This window comes from Arthrobacter sp. U41 (assembly GCF_001750145.1).
In the GTDB taxonomy this organism is placed as follows: Bacteria; Actinomycetota; Actinomycetes; order Actinomycetales; family Micrococcaceae; genus Arthrobacter.
The window spans coordinates 4,228,651-4,254,711 of record NZ_CP015732.1 but is presented as its reverse complement, the minus strand read 5'-3'; the positions used below and the strand labels follow the sequence as shown (position 1 = coordinate 4,254,711).

The following is a 26,061-nucleotide window of genomic DNA, read 5'->3' as shown; positions in this document are numbered from 1 at the left end:
ACAGCCGAGGCTGGACGGTCCCCAGTAGTTTTTCGGGGACTCGTAGAGGTTTCCTTTGGTGCCGCCATACGCTCTGGTTGGTCTTCCGTTTCTACAGCCCGGTGGTTTCTAGGGTCAAGCGTACATTGCGGGGTTAGGCAGGCTGGCCGTCGCCGATAGACGCCGGCAGTCCGAGGTTAGAATTACGGGCTGTCCGGAGATGCGTGGTCCGGGACGTAACCCCGACAACGCGGAGGCGTTCGGTTGGGTACCTCGGCCGAGGGATTTTGTGAACAACTACTCCCGACTTTCGCCGCCGACGCGTGGTATCGACCGCTGGAGCCGCCCAAGGCGATTCGCCTAAGGTCTAGTAGCTATTGCTGGGGTGTGAGCTTGACGCTCGCGCCCAACGTGGGAGTCCAGGAGATGGTCCCGCCCTGGTAGCCCTGTTTGCAGCCGCCCTGCGGCAGCCCGCAGGTCACCTCGTCGGTGGGGTAGCCGAGGGGGCCGGTGAGGAAGCCGGTTCCTGCCCAGGCCGTGCGGATTGGGCCGGTGGAGGCGTGGGCGCCGGTGGCGAGGGACCAGATGATCGCCCCGTGTGTTTCGTCAAGTTTAAGTAGGCCGTTTCAGCGCTAAGAATTAGGCCACGTCGGCTCTTTTCTGGTCCATTTCAGCGGTTGGCTATTTCATGAGGGCATTTTTGACCCGGTAGGACTCGCCGCGGAACTGCAGAAGCCGCCCGTGGTGGACCAATCTGTCAATGACGGCGGCGGCCATGTTGTCGTCTCCGAACACGGTGCCCCAGCGGGAAAACTCCAAATTTGTTGTGATGATCAGGCTTCGTTTTTCATACCCGTCCGCGATCACTTGGAAGAGTAGCCTGGCCCCTTCGGCGTCGATCGGGAGGTAGCCCAGCTCGTCGATGGCCAGGAGCCGGTTCTTGGCCAGGGAGGCCAGTTCCTTGTCGAGGCGGTCTTCGTCCTTGGCGCGGCGCAGCATCATGACCAGGGCGGAGGTGGTGAAGAACCTGGCGGGGATGCCCTGCCGGCAGGCGGCGGCCACCAGGGCGGTGGCCATGTGAGTTTTGCCGGTGCCCACGTCGCCGTAGAGGACCAGGTCCTGGGCCCGGTTGATGAAATCCAGGGATTCGAGAGGTCCGCGGCCGTAGTCCTCCGGGAACCTGACACTGCTGTAGTCGAACCCGGTGAGTGTTTTCATGGCCGGCAACCTTGCGGCCTTCAACAGCCGCTGGCGCCGTGACTCCTGCCGGGATTCGTGCTCGGCGACCAGCACCCCGTGCAGGTATTCACGTTGCTTCGGGGTGCCCTTCTCGGCCCAATCGGTCAACACGCTGCCGGTCAGCGAGGCGTGCTTGCCCGCCTCAAGGAGGTCCTGGACGGTGATCGTGCTCATGCTATTTCTCCTGTGGTGGTGTTCAGGGTGGTGAAGGTGTCATAGACGCTCAGGTCCACGTTCGTTGCCTCCGGTTCGGTGCCATCAGCCAGACGGCGGGCCAGCATGCCCAGCATGGCCATGTCCGGTGCATCCCCGCGCTGGATCAGGGTGTCGGCAGCGGCCACCGCGGCATCGAATCCCGCCACCGATGAGGCAGCATCCACCGAGTTGAGCAGCCGGCGCCGATCCGTGGCCGTGGCCCGGTCCAACCAGTCACGCACCGGGTCCGTCACCAGGGCCCGCAGCGGCGAATGGGACCACGCCCCGGGCTTCGTCACCAGCAACGGCACCAGGGAAGCAGGGTCAAAGACCGTCTCGGCCTGCTTGCCGAAGACGCGCGGGAACGTGCGGACAGGTTCGGAATGCTCATCAAGGATCTGCACCACGTCGTGTCCCAACCCCACCGTGAGCATTCGCCCGTGGAAAGCGGGCCCGGCGGCGTACGTGTTCCCGTCAATGAGCAGGTTCCCGGTCTTGTCGGCCTTGCGCGATTCGTAGCGCACGGCATCGAAACCGATCCCCGGCAGGTCTATGGACGCCGCAACGTCCTGGGCGAACAGCTCACCCAGGGGCAGGCCCTTGCGGTAGTGCACGGTGGTGGCCAACGCGTCGCAGCGCGCCATGAGGTCCTTGTTCAGCCCCTCCAGGGTGGCGGCCTCCGGCTCGGGGACCATGAAGTTCCGGCGCAGGAACCCCACCGCGTTCTCCACGTTGCCCTTCTCATGGCCCGAGTACGGATTGCAATAGCGTGACTCGGACCTGTAGTGGAGTTTGAAGGCGCCAAACAGCTTCGTCTCGGTCACCCGGGTTCCCACCCGATTTCCGATGCCCGTGGCATTATCAAAGACCATGTGCCGCGGCGCAGCCCGAATGTGCTCAAACACCCTCCGCAGCCCGTGGGCCACGCATTCGGCGGTCTCGCCCCGATACGCCTGCACGAAGCGCATGTTCGAGAACGGGAAGGTCACCACCAGGATATGCAGGACCTGCCGGATCCCGGCAACGATGGCCTCGGCCTGACCGAAGTCGACCTGCACGGTGCCGGCAGGCCAGACCAGTTCGGTAAACCCCTCACCGGGCTGCCGGTGGGCGGCCAACCATTTCTTCACGTACCGCTGGACCGGTGAATAGGTGGCGGTAAAACCATGCTCGTCAACGAGCCGGTCGAAGATCCGCTTCGCCGTATGCCGCTGCTTGCGGTTCCGGCGCTGATCCTCGATGAGCCACCGCTCAATGATGTGCTCGAACCCGGTCAGCACCGAGGCCCCCGGCCTGGCCAGCGGTGCCCGCGGCGCCGGGGAGAAGTCCTCCTGCTCGGCGTACTTGGCCGCCGAGGTCCGGCTCACTCCAAGCCTTCGGGCGATCTGACGCACCGGGACTCCCTGGGAGTCGAGTCTTCTGATATTTTCTTGAACGGACATGGGTACCGTCATCTCACTTTCCAGCCCTTCCGGCGCATACGCTTCGCAATGGCAGCACCGTAAGGAACCTATCTGGGGGTGGCGGGCCCATGTCCCCAACACTCTGGGAAAGGCCCCCGACCACCCGGGTGATCTCTAACTTCAGGCAAGCCCCCGAAACCTGATTCCGGGAAGAAAAAACTGGCCTAATTCTTACCGCTCTTTTGGCCTGAAACGAGCCACCAACATGGCTCAAATTCCTGGCTGAAACGGCCTACAGATAGTCGATCACACACAGCCCCGCCCTGGTAGTCCTGGTAGCAGCCTCCTCCGGGCTGGCCGCAGGTCACATCGCCGGTCGGGTAGCCCAAGGGTCCGTCAACGAAGTTCAGAGCCGCCCAGCGGGTGCGGATCGGACCGGTTGAAACGCGGGTTCCGGTGCCGGGGGAGGAGATGATGGCGCCGCCCTGGTAGTCCTGATAGCAGCCGCCCTGCGGAAGCCCGCAGGTTACGTCGCCGATGGGGTAGCCGAGGGGGCCGGTGAGGAAGCCGGTGGCGGCCCAAGCGGTGCGGATCGGTCCGATCGAGAGCCGGGCGCCGGTGCCGGGGGACCAGATGATAGCCCCGCCTTGGTAGTCCTGATAGCAGCCGCCCTCCGGCAGCCCGCAGGTGACTTCCCCGGTTGCGTACCCGAGCGGGCCGCTAAGGAATCCGGTGCCGTCCCAGGCCGTGCGGATTGGGCCGGTGGAGGCGTGGGCGCCGGTGCCGGTAGACCAGGAGATGACCCCGCGCTGGTAGTTCTGGTAGCAGCCTCCTCCGGGCTGACCGCAGGTCACCTCGCCGGTGGGGTAGCCCAAGGGTCCGTCTACGAAGTTCAGCGCCGCCCAGCGGGTACGGATCGGACCGGTCGACACACGGGTTCCGGTTCCGGGGGACGAGATGATGGCCCCGCCCTGGTAGTCCTGGTAGCAGCCGTCCTCCGGCAGACCGCAGGTCACTCCACCCGTGGGGTATCCCATGGGTCCGCTAAGGAAGCCGGTGGCACCCCAGGCGGTGCGGATTGGGCCAGCGGAGGCGTGGGCGCCGGTGGCGGGGGACCAGACGATCGCCCCGCCCTGGTAGTCCTGGTAGCAGCCGCCTCCGGGCTGGCCGCAGGTCATATCTCCGGTGGGGTAGCCTAAGGGTCCGTCGACGAAGTGCAGCGCCGCCCAGCGTGCCCGAACTTCACCAGATGTGGCCCGTGCGCCGGTGGCCTGAGACCAGATAATGGCTCCACCCTGGTAGTCCTGGTAGCAGCCGGCCTGTGGCAGGCCACACGTCACCTCAGCGGTTGGGTACCCCATCGACCCGCCAATGAAGCCGGTGGCGCCCCACGCCGTGCGGATCGGTCCCGTCGAGGCATGGGCGCCCGTGCCGGCGGACCAGATGATCGCCCCGCCCTGATAGTCCTGGTAGCAGCCGCCTCCGGGCTGGCCGCAGGTTACGCCACTGGCTGGGTATCCCAGCGGGCCGTCCACGAAGTTCAGAGCCGCCCACCTGGCGCGGATTGCACCCGAGGTGGGCTGCGCGCCGGTGGCCGGTGACCATATGATGGCGCCGCCCTGATAATCCTGGTAGCAGCCGCCCTGCGGCAGACCACAGACCTCAGCCGAAGTCGGATACCCCATGGGGCCGTCGACGAAGTTCAATGACCCCCACCGGGCCCGGATAGCGCCCCACGTGGGCTGGGCCCCAGTGGCCGGGGACCAGATAACGGCCCCACCCTCGTAGTCTTGGTAGCATCCGCCGTCCCGCAGTCCACAGACCACTCCCGACGTCGAGGCACCAAGTGCCGCCCACGACGACCCCACCGCCGCAATCGCCTTGCTCGCAGCGGCAAAAGTCGATTCGATTGTTACCCCGGCGGCCGAGCTCGAAATCCAGTCGATCGACACCTTTGTTCCGGCGTGCGTGGTGAAGATTTGGCCGGCCTGCCAAGCGTGTTGATAGCTGTAGTACCCTGCAAACGGTTTCGCGTTGGGCATCAGGATGATAGAGCTGGCCGACGTCGACCCCCCGTTCTGGACGATCTTCACGCCGCGGTTTCCGCCGACGGCGGTAGCCGTGTCATAGCCAACCGGTAGCCTCAACTCAAGATAGTAGACCTCTTGGCTGACCGGATCCCTGAACTTGACGGCGCGGTTGGGGGCAGTCCCTGCCCACGCGGTCAGGGTGAAGCTTCGCCGGTCGCCTACCGTGCCGGCGTCGAAAATCTCGTCGCCGCGACCAAAACCGGCGAATTGCCACAAGCTGGAGCTGATGGCGGGCTGACTGGTTTGGGACGCACCCATCAGGTCCATGGTGTCGCCGTATTCGCGAATGCTGCAGCTTGGGTCGGCGAATGTGCCATCTGACAGGCTGGCCACGTCCGTTGCCCCGCTCCCGCACTGCAGGCTATCGGCGTGCATCAGCCCTAGGAGGTGGCCGAATTCGTGCGTAACGACACTGTTGGTCAGGGTGCCCGGCAGCGGCATCAGGACACGGCCACTGATGCCGTTAGTGCTCCACCCTGCGCCATAGGCCCCCGAGGATAGGGTCGGAGAAGCGACAAACACGACCAAGGCGGTGTAGGGATTACTGACCCAGCCGATCTCCCGCGTGACCGTTTCCATGATTTGGGTATAGGACTGCCAGGACGCCGCCGAGGATTTTACGCCCGTGCGTGTGTTCGACACAGAGAACGAAAGCCGGTTGTTGGACATCGTTTTCCAGTAGTTGCTCGCCACCTGGATGGCGGTGTTGGCGGAAACCAGCGAAATGGCGTTGGTCTCCGCTTCAGACTTGTCCGAGAGCTGGACAGTCATCAGGGAAACCTTGATGTCTCCCTGCCGGGCCAGAGAGAACGCCTCTGCGGCGATCCCGGTATCCAGCACTTGTCCCTTCCCGCCGGCAGGAGGAGGCGTTTCAAAAGAGTGGACGGATGTAGGAGTGCCGTCAGGTTGCTCTTCCGAATTCCCTAAAGGGGCAGATTCGGGAGTCGCGGAGGTAAGCGGCGCGGGCGGGGGAGTCTCGGCAGTCGCGGGGCTTAGCGGCCCCGAAGTGGCAATTGCCACCGATAACAGCGATGCTGAGAGGAGTGCTGCCAGGGTCCGTAAGTGGTTCATTATTTCCTTCATAGAACGCGGACTCGACTTCTCGCGGCCAGGGTGGCGCTGGGGCCACACGTCGAATCAGTTTAGGGAGCAGCCTGTTGGGGATCCGGTCACGTGCCGGGACCTGCAAAGGACTTTCGTGATTGCGTCAGTTTCTGCGCCAGAGGTGTGTAATTCTTGGCGTAATCCAGCGGAGCCAGGCAGGCGGCCCTCTGGCTGGCCGTCTGTCCCAGCGCCGCTGCTTTGTGGCTTTATTTCCTGAGGTTTGCGGCCCACTTCTGGAGTTAGAGCCCAGCTGCTGTCGCGAGTTTTAACATGTGATCCTGACCGGCAGCTCGGTCCCACGCAGTCGCTGACGGAAGGGCTGCAACCAATCTGACAACCCGCGCGCCGTCGAGCGATGCCACCGCGAACTCCGTTGATTCACTGAGGGTGTTGACGGCGAACTTAGTCGGTTTCCGCAGGCCAGGGAGGTCAACAGCATTCATCAGGAGGGCAAATGGATCGGAATCCACCGCTACCTGCGGGCTCGGGTAAGTGTGGACTTCCACGAGGAGAGCATTGGTCGTAGCCCCTCCCTTGTCGAAGGGGTACAAGCAAGAGTCTTTAATCGTCCCGTCCGGGAGCCTTTCCACGCTCGGCTGTACCGGTTCGAGTGCTGCTGCGACTTCCCCGAGCGCTTCCCGAATCACGGTCTCGTTCAATAGCGAGCAAGCCGAGGACTCCGTCGTCGGGAGGACGGTCCGGCCGTCCCGGGCGGTGGTTGGGGTTGTGGGGTCGCTAGTGGGTGAAGCGTAGATAGTGGAGGCGCTGGGTGTGGCGACGGGTGACGGACCATCCGGGGTGCAGGCTGTGGAAGCGCCCAGGATCAGCAATGCGGTACAGACAGCAAGGGGGCGCTTATAGGAAGACATCGGAGCCTACGCCCATTATGAGTCGATCGCCGGGGGCGGCCGTTCGGAGGTAGCGCACGACGTCGCTTTCACTTAGCGAGATGCACCCCCACGTCGGTACCGGATTTGCGTGGAGGAAGATCGCGAAACCAGCATTCATTGTGATCGGGGAGTCAGGGGGCCGGTTGTAATTGATAACTGCGCCTTGCCTGTAGTCGCCCGATCGGCGAGTGGCGTAATACCACATGTTCTCGTCCGGGAAGATGTCGGCGCTGGATTCAAAGTACTTGTTATAGTTCGAATTCAGCCGTCCGCCCCACCGCGAGTACGGGTTCAACGTGAGGTAATTCAGCGCCGTTCCCGGGTTGCTCAACCCGAAGCTGTCCGTCACCGTGAAAGAGCCCGTGGGCGAGTACTTGTTAATGGTTGGGCCAGAAGCCACGCCAGGGCGGGCAAATCCGCTTTCTCCGTTGAATCCGGAGGTGCTCCACTCTGTGACGTAGCGGCCGTTCTGCCGGAAGCAATTGACAAATGAGACCCGCGTCGAGGGGTAGTTTTCGGCGACTGCGAAGGAAACTCGGGAGGTTCCCCCCGGGTACCGTGCGGTTCCGCGGTTGAGTGACTCGCAGTAGCTGGATGGATAAAGGGAGTATCCGATGCCGGCCCAGGGCGACCAGCTGAGCTTTCCGAACTGGTAGAACTGCACGCATTGGTCCCCGTTGCAGGATTCGCCGCTCGTGGGAAATCCAAGGGAACCACGGTCAAAGTTTCGCGCTCCCCACTCCATCCGGGTGGCGCCCCACGTGGGATGGGCTCCGGTGGCCGGACTCCAGATAATCGCGCCGCCTTGGTAATCCTGGTAGCACCCTCCCTGCGTAAGCCCGCAGGTTTCTGCGTTAGTCGGGTAGCCCATGGGGCCGTCGACGAAGTTGAGGCCCGCCCAGCGAGTCCGGATCGCTCCCCACGTCGGGTGCGCTCCCGAAGCGGGGCTGTATATGATAGCTCCGCCTTCATAGTCCTGGTAGCAGCCCCCTCGGGGCAGGCCGCACGTTTCGGCGTTGGTGGGGTAGCCCATGGGACCGTCCACGAAGTTGAGGGTCGCCCACCGCATCCGGGTGGCGCCCCACGTGGGTTGGGCTCCGGTAGCAGGGGACCAGATGATGGCGCCGCCTTGGTAGTCCTGATAGCAGCCCCCCCGGGCCAGACCGCATGTCACGTCCCCCGTGGGATAGCGCATAGGGCCGTCGACGAAGTTGAGGGTCCCCCAGCGAGCTCTGGTCGGGCCCCATGTGGCTTGGGCTCCGGTCGCGGGGGACCAGATAATGGCGCCACCTTGATAGTCCTGGTAGCAGCCGCCTTGGGGGAGTCCGCATGTCTCGGAGTCGGTAGGATAGCCCATTCTGCCGTCGACATCGTTCATTGAGGACCATCGAGCCAGAATGTCGCCCGTAATTGGGTGTGCACCGGTAGCTTCGGTCCAGGAGATGCTGCCATGAGTAAATTCTTGGAGACAGCCCTCACCCGTCAATCCACATGTGGCTGGTGCCTTGGCCGCACCCAGAACGCCGGAATCCCCACCAAGGCTTAGCCAACGATCCAGTACAGCTTGCGCGCCCGCAGACAACGGCTCGCTCGGATCCACTGCCGCTTCAGCTGGTGCCGAGGCTGCTGGTGAGGATGGAGTTGGCTCGATAGTCGGATAAGGCGAGGCGGGTTCGGGTTGGAGGGTCGGCGTGTTCGTCGGGGCGGCGGAGTTGCTCTGATTGACAGAGGGCGAAGTCGGCGCGTCGCTGGGCGGTGTCACTGTAGCGGAGACCGAGGGGAGGGGCGCTGGCGCCGGGGTGGTCTCTGCATTGGCCGTCGAGCCAAAGGCGGCAACTAAAGTGATCGAACCCACAATGGCCCAGGCTATGCGGTGTTGTTGTCTAATCTTGTTCATTTATTCCCCCAGTTAGCTACCTTCGAGACCGCAATCAGAATAACCGCAAATCTCAGAGAGGATGATGGATTACGAGAGGCTCGCCGGAATTCATATCCTGACCGCCACCTATTCAGCCAGCACCCTATTGCGGCGGGCGGCCGAGAGGGTACGCCCCGGGACGCAGTCGAATCGCAACCCGAATTGCCTCCGATCTTGCAACTCCTCAGTAACCCGGTCCCCTCACGAATTTGTGTGCCCATAGCTAATCGATGTATGCGCCGCGAGCGGCGGTCCAAGAGATTCTTCCTCCTGCGAATTGTTGGGTGCAGAGGTCTCCGGATGGGTTGCAGGTTTGTGCTGTTGTGGGGTAGCCGAGGGGTCCGGTGAGGAATCCGGTGGCGGCCCAGAAGTCACGGATTGGGCCTTTGAGGCTGGGTTGGGCGCCGGTGGTGGGGGACCAGATGATGGCCCCGCCCTGGTAGTCCTGGTAGCAGCCGCCTCCGGGTTGACCGCAGGTCACGTCGCCGGTGGGGTAGCCCAGGGGCCCGTCGACGAAGTTCAGCGCCGCCCAGCGGGTGCGGATCGGGCCGGTGGAGGGGTGGGCGCCGGTGGTGGGGGACCAGATGATGGCCCCGCCCTGGTAGTCCTGGTAGCAGCCGCCGTTGACGAGGCCGCAGACAATGTCACTGGTGGGGTAGGCGAGTGGGCCGGTGAGGAATCCGGTTTTGGCCCAGGCTGTGCGGGTGGGGCCGGTGGAGGGGTGGGCGCCGGTGGTGGGGGACCAGATGATGGCCCCGCCCTGGTAGTCCTGGTAGCAGCCGCCATTGACGAGGCCGCAGACAATGTCACTGGTGGGGTAGGCGAGTGGGCCGGTGAGGAATCCGGTTTTGGCCCAGGCTGTGCGGGTTGGGCCGGTGGAGGGGTGGGCGCCGGTGGTGGGGGACCAGATGATGGCCCCGCCCTGGTAGTCCTGGTAGCAGCCGCCGTTGACGAGGCCGCAGACAATGTCACTGGTGGGGTAGGCGAGTGGGCCGGTGAGGAATCCGGTTTTGGCCCAGGCTGTGCGGGTGGGGCCGGTGGAGGGGTGGGCGCCGGTGGTGGGGGACCAGATGATGGCCCCGCCCTGGTAGTCCTGGTAGCAGCCGCCGTTGACGAGGCCGCAGTTCAGGTCGGAGGTTGGGTATCCCAAAGCTCCGGTGAGGAATCCGGTTTTGGCCCAGGCTGTGCGGGTGGGGCCGGTGGAGGGGTGCGCGCCGGTGGTGGGGGACCAGATGATGGCCCCGCCCTGGTAGTCCTGGTAGCAGCCGCCGTTGACGAGGCCGCAGACAATGTCACTGGTGGGGTAGGCGAGTGGGCCGTCGAGGAATCCGGTGCGGGCCCAGGCTGTGCGGGTGGGGCCGGTGGAGGCGTGCGCCCCGGTGGTGGGGGACCAGATGATGGCCCCGCCCTGGTAGTCCTGGTAGCAGCCGCCCTGCGGCAATCCGCAGAACTCACCCGAGGTGGGGTAACCCATTGGGCCGTCAACAAAGTTAAGTGCGCCCCATCGTGCCCGAATCGCTCCCATGGTGGGTTGCGCGCCGGTAGCGGGGGACCAGATGATGGCCCCGCCCTGGTAGTCCTGATAGCAGCCGCCGTTTCGAAGCCCGCAGACAACTCCGGAGGTGGGGCTGCCGAGGCCTGTGGTCGCCGACGCCACCGGCGCCATCGCACGGCTCGCGATGGCGGCCGTCGATTCAATGGTCACGCCGGCCGCCGTGTCAGAGATCCACCCGATGGACACGCGAGTCCCCGCGTGCGTTGTGAAGGCTTGGCCCGCCTGCCACGCATGGTTCTGGCCGTAGTAGCCGGAGTAGGGTTTCGTGCTCGGCATCAGGATAATCGAGCTAGCAGCGGATCTGCCTCCACTCTGGACAATGTTTACGCCCCGGTTGCCTCCGACCGCAGTTGCAGCGTCATAGCCAACGGGAAGCCGCAGTTCCAGGTAGTACGCCTCTCCACTGATAGGGTCGGTGAACTTGACGGCCCGGTTAGGGGCAGTTCCGGCCCATGCCGTGAGTGTGAAGCTTCTGCTATCGGTGATCTTGCCAGCGTCGAGAATCTCGTCGCCCCTGCCGAAACCGCCGTACTGCCACAGGCTTGAGCTGATCGTCGGTTGGCTGAGCTGCGAGACGCCCATTAGATCCATGGTGTTGCCGTATTCGCGGATCGTGCAGCTTGAGTCCGCGAGCGTGCCATCAGCATTGCTGGCAACATCCGAGGCTCCACTGAGGCATTGCAGGCTGTCAGAATGCATCAAGCCAAAGACATGTCCGAACTCATGAGTGAGAACGCTGTCGGTCAGCCGTCCGGGCAGCGGCATAAGCACACGGCCGCTGACCCCCGAGGCCGTGCTCCACCCAGCGCCGTAGGCATTTGAGGACAACGTTGGCGTCGCAATGAAAACGACCAAAGCCGTGTAAGGATTTGCAATCCAGTTTAGTTCGCGGGTGACAGTGTCCATGATTTGGCCATAGGACTGATTCGACGTTGCCGCAGACTTCACTCCAGTGCGAGTGCTAACAACTGAAAGGGACAATCGATTGTTGGACATGGTCTGCCAATACCGGCTCGCGGCGTCGACTGCTGCATTTGCCGCCGGGAGGGAAATTCCAGCGGTTTCGGTTGGCGACTGGTCGGCCAACTGCACGGTCATGAGGGTGACTTCGATCTTGCCTTGACGCGTCAGCGAATACGACTCGGTAGCTGCCCCCGTGGAAGGCGCGCTACCCTTGGCCCCCGGTGCCGGAGGCACTTCGAAGGTGTGGACGGTCGTGGGTGCTCCATCGCTCTGCTCAACGGACGGTGGCGCTAGCGGCGACGGGTTAACAGTGAGCGGGTTCTGCTTCACAGCAGCCACAGGCGCCGCCGCCATAGCCGGCGCCAGTGAAATGGTCGTCAAAGACGCCGCTAACAATAGCGAGGCAGAAACAGCAGCTATCAACCTAATGGGATTCATTGTTTCCTTCATTTTGCTGCGCCAAAGGTGGTGGTGCGGCTGTCCATGGTCTGTGGGTTGAGGGGTGGGCGGAGCGTCGAGGCGGCGAGGGGCGGGCCCCCGGGGTTAGCCGATGTATGCGCCGCGAGCGGCGGTCCAAGAGATTCTTCCTCCTGCGAATTGTTGGGTGCAGAGGTCTCCGGATGGGTTGCAGGTTTGTGCTGTTGTGGGGTAGCCGAGGGGTCCGGTGAGGAATCCGGTGGCGGCCCAGAAGTCACGGATTGGGCCTTTGAGGCTGGGTTGGGCGCCGGTGGTGGGGGACCAGATGATGGCCCCGCCCTGGTAGTCCTGGTAGCAGCCGCCTCCGGGTTGACCGCAGGTCACGTCGCCGGTGGGGTAGCCCAGGGGCCCGTCGACGAAGTTCAGCGCCGCCCAGCGGGTGCGGATCGGGCCGGTGGAGGGGTGGGCGCCGGTGGTGGGGGACCAGATGATGGCCCCGCCCTGGTAGTCCTGGTAGCAGCCGCCGTTGACGAGGCCGCAGACAATGTCACTGGTGGGGTAGGCGAGTGGGCCGGTGAGGAATCCGGTTTTGGCCCAGGCTGTGCGGGTGGGGCCGGTGGAGGGGTGGGCGCCGGTGGTGGGGGACCAGATGATGGCCCCGCCCTGGTAGTCCTGGTAGCAGCCGCCGTTGACGAGGCCGCAGTTCAGGTCGGAGGTTGGGTATCCCAAAGCTCCGGTGAGGAATCCGGTTTTGGCCCAGGCTGTGCGGGTGGGGCCGGTGGAGGGGTGCGCGCCGGTGGTGGGGGACCAGATGATGGCCCCGCCCTGGTAGTCCTGGTAGCAGCCGCCGTTGACGAGGCCGCAGTTCAGGTCGGAGGTTGGGTATCCCAAAGCTCCGGTGAGGAATCCGGTTTTGGCCCAGGCTGTGCGGGTGGGGCCGGTGGAGGGGTGCGCGCCGGTGGTGGGGGACCAGATGATGGCCCCGCCCTGGTAGTCCTGGTAGCAGCCGCCGTTGACGAGGCCGCAGTTCAGGTCGGAGGTTGGGTATCCCAAAGCTCCGGTGAGGAATCCGGTTTTGGCCCAGGCTGTGCGGGTGGGGCCGGTGGAGGGGTGCGCCCCGGTGGTGGGGGACCAGATGATGGCCCCGCCCTGGTAGTCCTGGTAGCAGCCGCCGTTGACGAGGCCGCAGTTCAGGTCGGAGGTTGGGTATCCCAAAGCTCCGGTGAGGAATCCGGTTTTGGCCCAGGCTGTGCGGGTGGGGCCGGTGGAGGGGTGCGCCCCGGTGGTGGGGGACCAGATGATGGCCCCGCCCTGGTAGTCCTGGTAGCAGCCGCCGCCGGGCTGGCCGCAGACAACGTCAGAAATCGGGTAAGCGAGGAAGCCGGTGAGGAATCCGGTGCGGGCCCAGGCTGCGCGGATGTCTCCGGACGTGGGGTGCGCGCCGGTGGCGGGGGACCAGATGATGGCCCCGCCCTGGTAGTCCTGGTAGCAGCCGCCGCCGGGCTGGCCGCAGACAACGTCAGAAGTCGGGTAACCGAGGAAGCCGGTGAGGAATCCGGTCCGGGCCCAGGCTGCGCGGATGTCTCCGGACGTGGGGTGCGCGCCCGTAGCGGCGGACCAGATGATGGCCCCGCCCTGGTAGTCCTGGTAACAGCCGCCTTGGGGTTGGCCGCACATGATGGCCGACGTCTCAGCTCCGAGCGAGGTCGACTCAGCTGCCACAGCGGCAATCGCCTGACTCGCCGCTGCCGGCACGCCACCAGTGGCAAACTGCTTGAGGCTGGCGTAATCACCGTTCCAGACGTTTGAGTCGCCGCCGCCTGCAAACGGGCCCGACTCGCTGTACTGCCAGAAGCTGTAGTTGGCCCAGCTGGAGGGCAGGGTGCCCGGGTTGTCGCTGGGCGAGCTCGGCCAGCGGGCGATCCACAGCGGCCAGTCGCCGAAACCTGTGGGCCCGCCGGTGCAATAGTTCCACCAGGAAGTGGTGGTGTACATGACCGGCAGACGCCCGGTCAGCGCCTGCACGGTGCTGCCAAAGTCGCGTGCCCACGACGTCAGCTCGCCCGGGGTCATGTCGTAGCAGGTGTTCCCCTGGTAGTAGCCGCCAATCGTCTGGCCGGCGTAGGGGTTTCCCTCAAAGTCGAGCACCGGAGGGAGTGTGTATCCGTCGGCGCTCCAGCCGCCGCCTTTCTGCACGAAGATCCGGGCCTGATCGGCGCCGGAGGAGGCCGCGGGGTTGGCGAAATGGTAGGCGCCGCGGATCATGCCAACGGCTCTTGATCCCAGGTACTGGTCGCTGAACGTTGTGCTGGTGTAGTAATTGCCTTCGGTTGCCTTGATGTAGGCGAAGCGGGCGCCCATGTTCCACTCGGTCTGCCAGTTGATTCCGGCCTGGTACTTGCTGACGTCGAGTCCCTGTACGCCGAAGCCAGGCATCCACGTACCTTCCGTGGCCAGTGCCTCTGTGGTCGCAAGCTTGTCTCCGTCGGCCGATGCGCCGTTGTGTGTTCCTTGCCCCATTTCAGCACCGCCGGCCTTGGTGGCCTCGGCCATGGCGCTTCTGTAGGCCTCGGACGATTTATCAGCCGTTACCTGGACAGTGCCAGCCGGAGTCGCAGGTTCCAGCGTGGCCGTGTCCAGAGTCGGAGCGGGCGGAGCCGTGGGAGTGGCCGCGGTGGCTGGCGCGGGAGGCGTTGTCGTTGCTGTCGTTGCAGCCGTGGTTGCCGTTGTTGTCGGCTCGACGGCATCCGCAGGAGCAGCCAGACCTGGGCCAGCGAGGAGGGCGACGGCCAATAGCGCGGCGCCGACCCGGCTGCCGAGGTGACTGTTGGGGGGAAGTAGGGTCCGCTTCATTTGCCGCTCCGGAAAACGACACGATAGTGGCCGTGTCGCGGTGGTCTCGCGCCTGGACTGAGTAACGCAAAGCTGTCCGGGATGTGAGAATGTCTGACTTGTCGCGCTCACCCTAACACCGGAGATTCGGGTTACCCAGAGTTTCTGGTGTTACTAGTGTGAGAATTGTTATGAATCGTGGCGCCGGTTTTCCACATGCCACCTGACCGGCCCTTGTCCTGCGGCCTGGGCACCCCTAGCTTTAACCCAATTGCAGTGCCCCGGAGACAGGGCGGCAGTCATATTGGGGGCCATCGTGGAGGCTGTTCGTATTGTCGAGGACGAAGTCCGCGAGTTGATTCGCCGGCGCGGCCTCGACCCGCTGAGTCAGGTCGGCGAAGTCCGCCGCCTCGTTGAGGCGGCGGTGATGGATTACGACGAGCGCGCCTTATTGGCGCCCCTCCCGCCCATCGGCCCGCTGGACACCGCCCGGAGGTTTGTCTTTGACGCAGTGGCCGGCTTTGGTGCCCTGCAACCCCTGCTCGACGACCCGGCCATCGAGGAAATCTGGCTTAACGCCCCCAACGAGATTTATGTGGCGCGGAACGGCGAATCCGAGCTGACCTCGGTCTCGCTGACGGAGCAGCAGGTCCGGGACCTCGTGGAACGGATGCTCAAGAGTTCGGGGCGCCGCCTCGACATGTCGTCCCCATTCGTGGACGCGGCGCTGCCGGACGGTTCCCGCCTGCACGTCGTGATACCGGACGTGACGCGGCGTCACTGGGCCATTAACATACGCAAGTTCGTCGTGAAGGCCAGCAGGCTCGAGCACCTGGTGGAACTGGGGACACTGACGCCGCAGGCAGCCCGGTTCCTCGGAGCTGCCGTGGCCAGCGGCCTGAACATCCTGGTCTCCGGCTCCACCCAGGCAGGTAAGACCACAATGCTGAACTGTCTGGCCGCGAGCATCGGAACGCGCGAGCGCGTCGTCACTGTCGAGGAGATCTTCGAGCTGCAATTTCCGCTTCGGGACGTCGTGGGGCTGCAGTGCCGGCAGCCCAACCTCGAGGGCGAAGGCGAAATCCCCATGCGGCGGCTGGTTAAGGAGGCGCTGCGCATGCGGCCGGACCGGCTGGTTGTCGGGGAGGTGCGCGAGGCCGAGAGCCTGGACATGCTGATCGCCCTGAATTCCGGGCTTCCAGGGATGTGCACGGTCCATGCAAATTCGGCCCACGACGCGGTCACGAAGATCTGCACGCTTCCGTTGCTGGCGGGCGAAAACATCTCAAGCGCCTTTGTGGTTCCGACGGTCGCGTCCTGCATCGACCTCGTGGTCCACTGTGCCCGGCACGCCAGCGGCCGCCGGGAGGTCACGGAGATCCTGTCGCTAGGCCGAAGAGTGGAAAACGGCATCATCGAATCCTCCATGGTCTTCGCCTTCAAGGACGGACAGCTGCAACCCAAGGCCAACTCGATGCCGTCAGCTGAGAAGTTTGCCCGGGCGGGGTACGACGTCGCGGCCCTGCTGGAGCCGCGCTGATGGCGGCGCTGCTGGGCATGCTCGCCGGCGCCGGGCTCCTGCTGATCTGGTGGTCTGCTTGGGAACAGCCAAAGACGGCAAAGCGAAGGCCGAGACCGAGCCGGCTGGAGGATCTGCTGGCTCCGCAGGAATTGAGAAGGTCAGCGGCCCCGGTCTGCTGGCGAGCTGTGTCGGCGTCGGAGCGTTCACTCTGCTGACGTTCTTTGCGGTGACCAGGTCGTGGCCGATCGCCGGCTGCTTTGGCCTGTTCGGGGGCTGGCTGCCCCTGGCCATCGTGAAATGGCGCGCGCGGAAGCGCACTGCTGTCCTGCGACAACTGTGGCCCGACGTCGTCGACCATCTGCGGTCGGCGATCCGTGCAGGCCTGTCTCTGCCGGAAGCCCTCATCCAACTCGGCGACAAGGGCCCCGAGGAACTCCGCCAGGTGTTCCGCGACTTTGGCTCCGACTACCGTTCGGGAGGGCAGTTCGATCCGTCCCTGACCAGGCTGAAGGACCGGCTGGCGGATCCCGTGGCCGACCGCATCGTCGAAGCACTGCGGTTGACCCGGGAAGTGGGCGGCTCGGATCTCGGCCGGCTCTTGGGCACGCTGTCGGAATTCCTGCGGGAAAGTGCCCGCACCAGAAGCGAACTGGAGGCCCGGCAGTCCTTGACCGTCAACGCCGCACGCCTTGCCGTGGCCGCCCCCTGGGTCGTCCTGATGCTGCTGGCAAGCCGGCCCGAAGCGGTCGCTGCCTACAACACACCGCTTGGGGCCGCCGTTCTGCTGGGCGGACTTGCCGTGTCCCTGATCTCCTATGCCATCATGCTGCGCATTGGAGCGCTGCCGGCAGATGAGAGGGTCCTTCGGTGACCGGGCTGATGGCGACTGCCGTCGCCACTGGAGCCGTCCTTGGCTGCGGTCTCTGGCTGTTGCTGATCAGGCTGCCTTTTATGCGGCCCGCGACCTTCGTGGAACGCATCGGCCCGCAACTGAAGTCCCACAACCTGGAATCCCGGCTCCTGCGCGCCGTGCCGAGAAATTTCACCCCGTTCGGACCACTGGAACGCATCCTGCGTCCGGTCATCGGCGACGCCGTTGTGTGGCTTGGGAGGTTGAATCCGGGTACCTCGGCTCTGAACCGCCGCCTGGCCAGGGCCGGGAGCGTCAAGTCGCCGGCCGATTTTCGGGCAGAACAGCTCCTCTGGGGCGCGGGCGGCTTCGTCGCGGCCGTTGGGGCAGTACTGCTGTTCGGCGCGGCCGGACGGCTCAGCCCCCTCCTTGCCGTCGTGCTGGTGATTGGCAGCGCCGCCGGGGGTTATATGTGGCGCGATTACCTGCTGGGAGCCCAGGTCAGGAGGCGCGAAGCGCGCATGATGGCGGAGTTCCCCAGCGTCGCCGAACTCATGGCGCTGGCCGTCAGCGCGGGCGAAAGTGCCACGGGCGCACTGGACAGAGTCTGCCGCAGCGCCCGGGGGGAGTTGTCAAAGGACTTCACCCGCGTCCTGGCGGAGACCAGGGCAGGGAAGCCGCTCGTGGAAGCCCTGCAGGAGTTCTCGTCACGGACAGAGCTTGGCCCGCTCCTCCGCTTCGTCGACGGGCTGGTCGTCGCCGTTGAACGGGGGACACCCCTCGCCGATGTGTTGCGGGCCCAGGCCCAGGACGCCCGGGATACGGCAAAGCGCGAGCTGATGGAGTCGGCAGGAAAGAAGGAAATCGGAATGATGGTTCCCGTCGTCTTCGGCGTCCTGCCGCTGACGGTCGTATTCGCCGTCTTTCCGGGCCTGGCCGCCATCAGCATGGGTTTGTAACAGCAGCAAAGGAACACGCACGGAAGCAGCAGGAAGAGACGAACCACCGACAAAAGGGGAGAAAGTGAAGCAGATCCTGAATCGCATGGCGCTGTTGTTCTACACCATCAGCCTGGTGCCAAGGCATGCCACGGCGCACGAGGCCACTGGTCGGCAGCCTGACCGGCCCGGTGATCATCGCGAGCGGGGCGACGTTCCGGGCTGGGTGATGATCACGCTGATGTCGGCCGTCCTCGTCGCCGCGCTCCTCGCGCTTGCCGGCCCCGCACTGGAAGGACTGTTCAACCAGGCCATGGACAAGGTCGGGCAGTAGCGCGTGCGTCCGCCCGGCAGCGGCTGGGGCAAAACTGACGAACGCGGCTCGGCGGTGGTGGACTTCGTCCTCGTGGGCGGGCTACTGACGCTGTTCTTCCTCGCCATCGTCCAGCTCACCCTTGTTCTGCACGTCCGGAACACGCTCATCGATGCTGCGGCCTCGGGCGCCCGGTATGGCACCCTTGCGGACCGCAGTGCCGTCGATGCCACGGACCGGGCTGCGCAGCTGATTGGCGTAGCGCTCAACCAGGAGTTCGCCCAGGACGTGACTACGAGCGAAGCCACGTACCAGGGCGTCCGGACCCTGGAGGTCACGGTCCGCGCGCCGCTGCCCGTGATCGGGCTGATCGGCCCGCGGGCAGTGTTGGAGGTGAAGGGCCATGCCGCCATCCAGCCCTGACTCTCCGGACCGCCGGCCCGGGGGATGGGCCGCGAGGACAAATACCGGCCGCCCGGACGACGCCGAACGGGGAAGCGCGATCGTCGAATTCACGTTCCTGTCGCTGCTGCTGATGGTGCCGCTGGTCTACTTCATCATCACCATGGGCCAGCTCCAGGGCGGCTCATTCGCGGTCGTCGGCGCCGCGGACCAGGCCGCCAAGGTCTTCGTTGCCCAGACTGATGCCGCCGGAGGCAGGGCCGCCGCCGAGCAGGCGGTCCTGCTGGCGCTCGCCGACCACGGGCACTCCGCGGCGAACGCCCGGGTCGAGACCAGTTGCGCCCCCGCCGACTGCATGGCCGCCGGCACGGCTGTGACGGTCACCGTCCATCTCGCGGTGCCGCTGCCGTTCGTCCCGTTTAGCGAGGTACTCGACTTGAACGCCGGGCAGCTCAGCGCCTCCGCTACCCAGCTGGTTGGCCGCTTCCGATGAGCATCCCCGGAAGGCATCGCCCCAGGCAGCGACCGCAGCCACGAATGCAGCCGCACCAAGCGGATCAGCAGCGCGGGCATCAACGCAGCGATGCCGGGCAGCTGATGGTGCTGATTATCGGCTTCGTGCTGCTCGCCCTGCTGCTCACTACGGTCGTCATCGCCGCGTCCAGCGTCTACATCGAGCACAAAAAGCTCCTGTCGCTGGCGGACGGCGCCTCGGTGGCCGCCGCGGACAGTTTTACGCTGGGACAGCTCGAAACGGTTGGCGGCAGCCCCACTGCAGTCCTGACCGGCGCACGTGTGCGGGGGACCGCCGGTGACTTCCTGGACCGCAGCAGTGCTTTCACGCGGTTCAGCGGTCTCGCCGTCGAGCCCGGGACGGGCAGCCCGGACGGTTCCACCGCCGTTGTGGTGCTCAGCGCTGCCGTCCACCCGCCCGTGGTCAATTTCCTGGTTCCCGACGGCATCAGGATCGAAGCGAGCTCGACGGCGCGCTCCCGGCTTACGCGTTAGCCTCGCGCGCTTGCCCCTCGCACTGCACCGCGACCTGGACCACCACCCAGTCCGGGCGGCTCGCACGGATAGCGTAGGCTTAAAAAACCATGGCAAATATTGATTTTCCCGCAGAAATCCGCGCCCTGCGCGCCACTTACGCCTCCATCGAGAACGTTTCGAATGTCGAGGCGCTGAAGGAAGACATCGCTGAACTCAGCGAACGGGCCGGCGAACCCAATCTGTGGGACGATCCCGCGGCTGCCCAGGTGATCACCTCCCGGCTCTCGCACCGCCAGTCCGAACTCGCGCGCCTGAACTCGCTGACCTCGCGGATTGACGATCTCGAGGTCCTCGTGGAACTCGGCCAGGATGAGGACGACGCCGACTCCATGGGGGAGGCTGCCACCGAACTGGAATCGATCCGCAAGGCGCTCAAGGAACTCGAAGTCGTGACGCTGCTGTCCGGTGAATTCGACGAGCGCGAGGCTGTCGTCACGATCCGCGCCGGCGCCGGCGGCGTGGACGCCGCGGATTTCGCCGAAATGCTGCTCCGGATGTACCTGCGCTGGGCCGAACGCCACGGCTACCCGACCACCATCATGGACACCTCGTACGCCGAAGAAGCCGGGCTGAAGTCCGCCACCTTCGAGGTCAAGGCCCCCTACGCCTATGGCACGCTCAGCGTCGAGGCCGGGACGCACCGCCTAGTCCGGATCAGCCCCTTTGACAACCAGGGCCGCCGCCAGACCTCGTTCGCGGCCGTCGAAGTCATCCCCCTGATCGAGCAGACGGACTCCATCGACATCCCGGACAACGAGATCCGCGTTGACGTCTTCCGTTCCTCCGGCCCGGGCGGCCAGTCGGTCAACACCACGGACTCCGCAGTGCGCCTGACCCACATCCCCACCGGCACCGTCGTCTCGATGCAGAACGAGAAGTCCCAGCTGCAGAACCGCGCCGCCGCCCTGCGCGTGCTGCAGTCCCGGCTCCTGCTGCTCAAGAAGGAGCAGGAGGACGCCGAGAAGAAAGCGTTCGCCGGCGACGTCAAAGCCTCCTGGGGAGACCAGATGCGCTCCTACGTCCTGAATCCGTACCAGATGGTCAAGGACCTCCGCACCGAGCACGAGGTCGGCAACACCTCGGCCGTGTTTGACGGCGAGATCGACGACTTCATCGACGCCGGCATCCGCTGGCGGACCGACAACCGCAACGCGGACAAATAGCGCGGACAAATAACGCGGCCAAACAACCGCGGACAAGCCCGCCAGGGACACGGGTCCCACGCGGGCGCGGCAAAAAAACACCCCTGCTGCCTCTTGCGTCACACCTGCCCCTCCGCTCTAATCCCGCGACACGCCCCCGTGCTCAGGCCGATCCGCCGGGGACCGTGCGTATAGTCGAGAAGCCGGAGCTCTACTTCCCCCACTAGAAAGCCCGCGCACCGGCGGCAGAGCTGGGCTGTACCGTCCACGTCCTGCAGGGTATTTAGGGCCATGATCCGTTTCGAAAATGTCACCAAGGTCTATGACCAGAAAGCGCGACCGGCGCTGGATTCGATCAACCTTGAGATCGACCGTGGCGAATTCGCCTTCCTTGTCGGTGCCTCAGGCTCCGGCAAGTCGACCTTTCTGCGCCTCGTCCTCAAAGAGGACCGCGCCTCCTCCGGTGCCGTTTACGTGGCCGGCCAGAACGTGGCAAACATCTCCAGCTGGCGCGTGCCCCGGCTCCGCCGCGGGATCGGTGTCGTCTTCCAGGACTTCCGCCTGCTCCCGCAGAAGACCGTGTTCGCCAACGTCGCCTTCGCCATGCAGGTCATCGGCAAGAGCCGCAGCGTCATCCGCGACACCGTTCCCGAGGTCCTGAAAACCGTGGGGCTCGAAGGCAAGGAAAACCGCCTTCCGCACGAACTCTCAGGCGGCGAGCAGCAGCGTGTGGCGATCGCCCGCGCCGTCGTCAACCGTCCCGGCATCCTGCTGGCCGATGAGCCGACCGGAAACCTGGACCCCACCACCTCCATGGGCATCATGGGCGTGCTGGACAAGATCAACCAGAACGGCACCACCGTGGTCATGGCCACCCACGACGACGACATCGTCAACGAGATGCGCAAACGCGTTGTTGAACTCCGCAACGGCGTCATCATCCGGGACGAGGCGAAGGCCCTCTACACCTCGATGATTCCGGTCGTGGGAGCGTCGCGCCGCCTCCGGGACGCCAGCGGACGGGAACCCGAACCCGCCGCCGTCCCGGCTGGCATCCCCAGCCGCGAACCCGGCGCCGGAACACCTGCCGCAGGGGAGGGCCAGCTGTGAGGCTCCAGTTCGTCCTCGCCGAAATCGGCAGCGGCCTGCGCCGCAACCTCTCCATGGTGGTCTCGGTCATCCTGGTGACATTCGTGTCCCTGACGTTTGTCGGTGCCGCCGGCATGCTGCAGCTGCAGATCAACCAGATGAAGGGCTACTGGTACGACAAGGTCCAGGTCGCCATCTTCCTCTGCAGTGACGGGTCGACGGCGGCCGGCTGCGCCACCGGCCCGGCCACCCCGGAACAGCAGGACAACCTGGGCAAGCTCCTGGAATCGCCCGCGGTGGCCCAGTACGTCAACGACTTCCAGTTCGAGTCCAAGGACGACGCCTACAAGCACTTCAAGGAACAGTTCTCCAATTCCCCGATCGTGGACTCCGTGACGCCGGACCAGCTCCCGGCCTCCTTCCGGATCAACATGAAGGATCCGGAGAAGTACCAGATCATCAGCGAGACCTTTTCCTCGCAGGCCGGCGTCGAAACCGTGATCGACCAGCGCCAGCTCCTGGAGCGGCTCTTTTCCGTCATGAACGCAGCCTCCCTCGTGGCCGTGAGCGTTGCCGGCGTGATGATCGTCTGTGCAATCCTGCTGATCGCCACCACGATCCGGCTTTCGGCCTTCAGCCGGCGCCGGGAAACCGGAATCATGCGCCTGGTCGGGGCATCGAAGATGGTCATCCAGCTGCCGTTCATCCTCGAGGGCGTGATCGCCGCCGTGATTGGCGCGGCGCTGGCCTCTGGAACACTCTGGGCCGTGGCCCACTTCTTCCTGGGCGGGTACCTCTCCAAGCAATATCCGGACACCGCCTTCATCTCCGCAGCTCAGACGCTTATCCTCGCGCCGGCCCTGATCGGCCTCGGCGTTCTCCTGGCAGGCGTATCATCGCTCCTAACCCTCCGTCGATACTTGAGGGTCTAGGGTGCGCAACGAAAAGAGAAGGCCCATGACACCGATGCATCGACTGGCCCCGCGTCCGGCTATGCCCGGCCGTCCTGTGGCCGGCCGCCGCAGCCGACTGGTCAGCGCCGCACTGGCGGTTGTCCTGGCGGCAAGCATGGGCGCTTCGACCCCGGTGGCGTTCGCCGACACCCTCGAGGACCAGCAGGCGGCGCTCCGCGAGGAAGCGGCCCGGGTCCAGCATTCCCTGGAGTTCGTGGACTCCCGGATCGCCGAGGCCGCCGCGGATCTCGTCCTCTACCAGGGCCAGCTTCCCGGTGCGCAGCAGGCCCTGCTGGAAGCCCAGGGCCGCGTGGCCAGCGCCGTGAAGGAGGCCGAGGCCCTTGCCGCCCGCGTGGACCTTGCGCAGCAGAACAAGGCCAAGATCACCCAGCAGCTCGAGACGGACAAGCAGAAGATCGCCGACACCAAAAAGCTGATCGGACAGATCGCCACGCAGGCCTACAAGTCCGGCGGCGTGCCCTCCAACCTTTCACTGTTCTTCGGCTCGAACAACGGCGGCAGCCTCACCGAGACCATCGACCTGGCCGACCAGGCAATGCGCAGCCAGAACTCCGCGATGGACAAGCTCACCCAGCAGAACGCCACCAACGTCAACTCCCAGGCCCGGCTCGAAGCGGTGGAAGCCGAAATCACGGACCTCAAAGCCAAAGCCGACGCCGCGCTGGCACGCGAACAGGCCGCCCGTGACGAGGCGGAGGCCAAAAAGGCCCAGGTGGACAAGCTCATCTCCGACACCAGCAGGCTCGACGCCGAGCTCCAGGCCGCCAAGCCCGGTATCCAGACCCAGCTCGCCCAGGTCAAGAACCAGCAGGACGCGGTAGCGGCGGACATCGCCGAACGCGACCGTAAGCTGCGTGAGGCCTGGGAAGCCGAACAGCGCCGGATCGCCGAGGCGGCGGCAGCGGCCGCCGCGGCGGCCGCCCGCGCCAAGGGCCAGACCAAGGCTCCCGCCCCGTACGTCCCCGCCCCGCCCGGAAACCCGTCAGCGTTCGGGCTCCGGCACCCCTTCAACGGCGTTCCGATCAGCTCCGGCTTCGGCTGGCGCGCCACGCCGCCGGGCACCATCGACTTCTACGGCCAGGGCGGCTACATGCACACCGGGATCGACTTCGCTGCGGCCTGCGGTACGCCCGTTTACGCCGCGGCAGCGGGCAAAGTGTTCTCGGCAGGCTGGGCCAACGACGGCGGCGGCAACAACGTGAAGATCTCCCACGGTGTCGTCCAGGGAAACTCGCTGACCACCATTTACTACCACAACGTCAGCGTGACGGTTTCCTCCGGACAGCAGGTGAGCCAGGGACAGCTGATCGCATACTCGGGAACCACCGGCAATTCCAGCGGCTGCCATTCGCACTTCGAGACCTGGCTCAACGGCAGTGCCGTGGACCCGATGAACCTGCTCTGATCCGCCCGGAGCGGAAGCCTCCCGGCCGACCCGCGGCCCTGCCGTAAACTGGTAGGAGTCCGCGCCGCACAGGCTGCGGCCCACCCATCGATCCAAGGAGTTCCACCGTGCCGAAAGAAAGTGGCCGCAAAGTAGTGGCCACCAACCGCAAGGCCCGGCACGACTACCACATCCTCGACACCTACGAGGCCGGGATCGCGCTCATGGGCACCGAGGTGAAGTCCCTCCGCGAGGGGCACGCCTCCATGGTCGACGGCTTCTGCACCTTCTACAACGACGAGCTGTGGATGGAGGGCATCCACATCCCCGAGTACCACCAGGGGAGCTGGACCAACCATGCCGCCCGCCGCCGGCGCAAGCTGCTGCTGCACCGCGACGAGCTCACCAAGATCTCGCACAAGATCCGCGAATCAGGCTTCACCATCGTCCCCCTCCAGCTGTACTTCCTGGACGGCCGGGCCAAGGTGGAGATCGGCGTGGCCCGCGGCAAGAAGGAATACGACAAACGCCAGACCCTCCGCGAACAGCAGGACAAGCGCGAGGCCCTGCGCGTCATGCGCGAGCGGAACCGGCGGTAGCGAACACCGCCGCCGGCCCGCGGGAATGATTCTGCGGGGACGTGCGTTATGCTAGGTAGTCCGGGAAGGAACGGCGCGGAAACCGCAGCAACGGTTCAGCACCAGACCAGACCGGTTTGATAAAAAAATACGGGGATGATCGGTTTCGACGATGTTAGTCGCGACAGGTGAAGCGGGCCGAGGATGCAGAATTATCTCGTAAACGCTGTCTGCAAACCAATAAGTGCCGAATCAAAACGCACTGACTTCGCTCTCGCTGCCTAAGCAGTAAGACAGTCCGTCAGCCCGAGGTTGCTATTGCCCCGGATCCTGGCGTCATTTAGATAGCCACCGCTGTTTACCCCCGTCATCGGGGTGGACGGGACTCTTAGATGACTGGGCCCGGATCAGCCAGCTGTTTGTAGCATGGCTGGGGCCGAGAAAATCCAACGCAAACTGCGCCCGGAGAAGCCCTGACAACACGACATCGGACGGGGGTTCAATTCCCCCCATCTCCACCATACGGAGCGCCGGAGACGGCGCTCCACCCCGTAGAGTTCCACACAAAAGGCCGGAAGCGTCAGCTTCCGGCCTTTTGTTTTGCCTGGGCGGCTCGGCTGGCGAGCAGCGCTCAGCGCTTCTTGATGTGGGCGACCGGGTCCGCGTGCGTTTCCGCGACGTTCCTGGACTTCTTCTCGGCCCGTTTTTCCTTGATGGTTTTCACCGGTTTCTTTGCCATGCTCCGGTGCGGCGTCTTGTCAGGCATGTGGGCGCTCCCTAACGGCAGGGGGCCGGAATGGCCCCGTGATATTAAGTTACGCCTCGGGCACCGCAACGTCCACGATGCCGACAAAGCGGCTGCCCACGCCCTCATACTCGCTGCGGACCAGCCCGGCGCCGGCGGCGGGGATCTCATACGGAGCGTGGTGCGCGCAACACACATAGGTGAAGTCCGGCCACCACTTCTTCGGCCGGGCTGCCTCGGAGAATCCGCAGACAGCGCACGTCAGCTGGACCCAGATGGGGCGTTTGCCGGTCCGGTTGGCTTTGGACTGAAGGAGCCACGCCGGCGGGTTGTCCAGGAGTTCGCCGAGCTCGGCGTCGCTCAGCCGGGGCGGGATGCCGTGACGGTGGGCCATCTCCAGCGGAATATCAAGGATCTGGGCAGCAACACGACGGGTAACCATCCTTTAACGATACGGGATGGGAGGGTCCCCAAATCGCCCACAGGACG

The 26,061-nt window shown here is 65.1% G+C and carries 21 protein-coding genes, 1 other RNA gene and 2 pseudogenes; 13 read left to right on the top strand and 11 right to left on the bottom strand.

Features of this window, described 5'->3' with window-relative positions:
• Nucleotides 1-353: 353 nt before the first annotated feature.
• The 9 genes and pseudogenes from ASPU41_RS24135 to ASPU41_RS23810 form a co-directional block, all read right to left on the bottom strand.
• A complete protein-coding gene (locus tag ASPU41_RS24135; RefSeq protein ID WP_442856258.1) occupies nucleotides 354-566 on the bottom strand; it encodes an LGFP repeat-containing protein in 213 nt (70 codons plus the stop codon).
• Nucleotides 567-660: 94 nt separating this feature from the next.
• Nucleotides 661-1,392 (bottom strand): IS21-like element helper ATPase IstB, encoded by a 732-nt coding sequence (gene istB / locus ASPU41_RS19380; protein ID WP_197515653.1) that lies wholly within the window; start codon nucleotides 1,390-1,392, stop codon nucleotides 661-663.
• Nucleotides 1,389-2,855, bottom strand: a complete 1,467-nt coding sequence (gene istA, locus ASPU41_RS19375) for an IS21 family transposase (RefSeq protein ID WP_083266303.1) — start codon at nucleotides 2,853-2,855, stop codon at nucleotides 1,389-1,391. The genes istB and istA overlap by 4 nt, the downstream gene beginning before the upstream one ends.
• A 185-nt stretch (nucleotides 2,856-3,040) precedes the next feature.
• A complete protein-coding gene (locus ASPU41_RS19370; protein WP_069952289.1) occupies nucleotides 3,041-5,746 on the bottom strand; it encodes a M43 family zinc metalloprotease in 2,706 nt (901 codons plus the stop codon).
• Nucleotides 5,747-6,249: 503 nt separating this feature from the next.
• Nucleotides 6,250-6,669 (bottom strand): hypothetical protein, encoded by a 420-nt coding sequence (locus ASPU41_RS19365; RefSeq protein WP_069952288.1) that lies wholly within the window; start codon nucleotides 6,667-6,669, stop codon nucleotides 6,250-6,252.
• Between the two features lie 196 nt (nucleotides 6,670-6,865).
• Nucleotides 6,866-7,564 (bottom strand): L,D-transpeptidase family protein, encoded by a 699-nt coding sequence (locus tag ASPU41_RS23575; protein WP_231941506.1) that lies wholly within the window; start codon nucleotides 7,562-7,564, stop codon nucleotides 6,866-6,868.
• Nucleotides 7,565-7,672: 108 nt separating this feature from the next.
• A pseudogene (locus tag ASPU41_RS23570) lies at nucleotides 7,673-8,797 on the bottom strand (hypothetical protein); the annotation flags it as partial.
• Between the two features lie 244 nt (nucleotides 8,798-9,041).
• Complete coding sequence (locus ASPU41_RS23815) at nucleotides 9,042-11,072, bottom strand: hypothetical protein (RefSeq protein ID WP_269450084.1); 2,031 nt, start codon at nucleotides 11,070-11,072, stop codon at nucleotides 9,042-9,044.
• Nucleotides 11,073-11,879: 807 nt separating this feature from the next.
• Nucleotides 11,880-14,306 carry a GH25 family lysozyme gene (locus tag ASPU41_RS23810; RefSeq protein WP_269450064.1) on the bottom strand — a complete coding sequence of 809 codons (2,427 nt, stop codon included), beginning with the start codon at nucleotides 14,304-14,306 and terminating at the stop codon, nucleotides 11,880-11,882.
• A 595-nt stretch (nucleotides 14,307-14,901) separates the two neighbouring features.
• On the opposite strand from ASPU41_RS23810, the gene ASPU41_RS19345 reads away from it, so the two are divergent.
• The 13 genes and pseudogenes from ASPU41_RS19345 to ssrA all read left to right on the top strand — a co-directional run bounded on the left by ASPU41_RS19345 (nucleotide 14,902) and on the right by ssrA (nucleotide 25,348).
• Complete coding sequence (locus ASPU41_RS19345) at nucleotides 14,902-16,125, top strand: CpaF family protein (RefSeq protein ID WP_069952826.1); 1,224 nt, start codon at nucleotides 14,902-14,904, stop codon at nucleotides 16,123-16,125.
• Nucleotides 16,125-16,978: pseudogene (locus ASPU41_RS19340) on the top strand (type II secretion system F family protein). Before ASPU41_RS19345 ends, ASPU41_RS19340 begins: the two are co-directional and overlap by 1 nt.
• Complete coding sequence (locus ASPU41_RS19335) at nucleotides 16,975-17,916, top strand: type II secretion system F family protein (protein WP_231941116.1); 942 nt, start codon at nucleotides 16,975-16,977, stop codon at nucleotides 17,914-17,916. The pseudogene ASPU41_RS19340 and the gene ASPU41_RS19335 overlap by 4 nt, the downstream one beginning before the upstream one ends.
• 64 nt (nucleotides 17,917-17,980) lie before the next feature.
• Entirely contained in the window at nucleotides 17,981-18,229 is a 249-nt protein-coding gene (locus tag ASPU41_RS19330; RefSeq protein ID WP_157357068.1) for a hypothetical protein, read from the top strand.
• A gap of 3 nt (nucleotides 18,230-18,232) precedes the next feature.
• Entirely contained in the window at nucleotides 18,233-18,631 is a 399-nt protein-coding gene (locus ASPU41_RS19325) for a TadE/TadG family type IV pilus assembly protein (RefSeq protein ID WP_069952286.1), read from the top strand.
• The gene (locus tag ASPU41_RS19320; RefSeq protein ID WP_083266628.1) at nucleotides 18,612-19,103 is read left to right on the top strand and encodes a hypothetical protein; all 492 of its coding nucleotides are present in this window, start codon (nucleotides 18,612-18,614) and stop codon (nucleotides 19,101-19,103) included. Before ASPU41_RS19325 ends, ASPU41_RS19320 begins: the two co-directional genes overlap by 20 nt.
• 44 nt (nucleotides 19,104-19,147) lie before the next feature.
• The gene (locus ASPU41_RS19315) at nucleotides 19,148-19,618 is read left to right on the top strand and encodes a pilus assembly protein TadG-related protein (RefSeq protein WP_231941115.1); all 471 of its coding nucleotides are present in this window, start codon (nucleotides 19,148-19,150) and stop codon (nucleotides 19,616-19,618) included.
• A gap of 89 nt (nucleotides 19,619-19,707) precedes the next feature.
• Nucleotides 19,708-20,823: a peptide chain release factor 2 gene (prfB, locus tag ASPU41_RS19310; RefSeq protein WP_069952285.1), complete on the top strand. Its 1,116-nt coding sequence runs from the start codon at nucleotides 19,708-19,710 to the stop codon at nucleotides 20,821-20,823.
• A 270-nt stretch (nucleotides 20,824-21,093) separates the two neighbouring features.
• Nucleotides 21,094-21,912, top strand: coding sequence for a cell division ATP-binding protein FtsE (gene ftsE, locus ASPU41_RS19305; RefSeq protein WP_069952284.1), 819 nt, complete (start codon nucleotides 21,094-21,096; stop codon nucleotides 21,910-21,912).
• Nucleotides 21,909-22,823, top strand: coding sequence for a permease-like cell division protein FtsX (gene ftsX, locus ASPU41_RS19300; RefSeq protein WP_069952283.1), 915 nt, complete (start codon nucleotides 21,909-21,911; stop codon nucleotides 22,821-22,823). Before ftsE ends, ftsX begins: the two co-directional genes overlap by 4 nt.
• Before the next feature lie 34 nt (nucleotides 22,824-22,857).
• Nucleotides 22,858-24,270: a M23 family metallopeptidase gene (locus tag ASPU41_RS19295; protein ID WP_069952822.1), complete on the top strand. Its 1,413-nt coding sequence runs from the start codon at nucleotides 22,858-22,860 to the stop codon at nucleotides 24,268-24,270.
• Nucleotides 24,271-24,377: 107 nt separating this feature from the next.
• Nucleotides 24,378-24,848: an SsrA-binding protein SmpB gene (gene smpB / locus ASPU41_RS19290; protein WP_024367797.1), complete on the top strand. Its 471-nt coding sequence runs from the start codon at nucleotides 24,378-24,380 to the stop codon at nucleotides 24,846-24,848.
• Between the two features lie 131 nt (nucleotides 24,849-24,979).
• Nucleotides 24,980-25,348: a transfer-messenger RNA gene (ssrA, locus tag ASPU41_RS19285) on the top strand.
• A 110-nt stretch (nucleotides 25,349-25,458) separates the two neighbouring features.
• On the opposite strand, the gene ASPU41_RS23805 is transcribed toward ssrA, so the two are convergent.
• Nucleotides 25,459-25,593, bottom strand: coding sequence for a hypothetical protein (locus tag ASPU41_RS23805; RefSeq protein ID WP_269450063.1), 135 nt, complete (start codon nucleotides 25,591-25,593; stop codon nucleotides 25,459-25,461).
• A gap of 49 nt (nucleotides 25,594-25,642) precedes the next feature.
• On the bottom strand, nucleotides 25,643-26,014 hold the full coding sequence (locus ASPU41_RS19280; RefSeq protein ID WP_069952282.1) for a hypothetical protein: 372 nt from the start codon (nucleotides 26,012-26,014) through the stop codon (nucleotides 25,643-25,645).
• Nucleotides 26,015-26,061 lie beyond the last annotated feature (47 nt).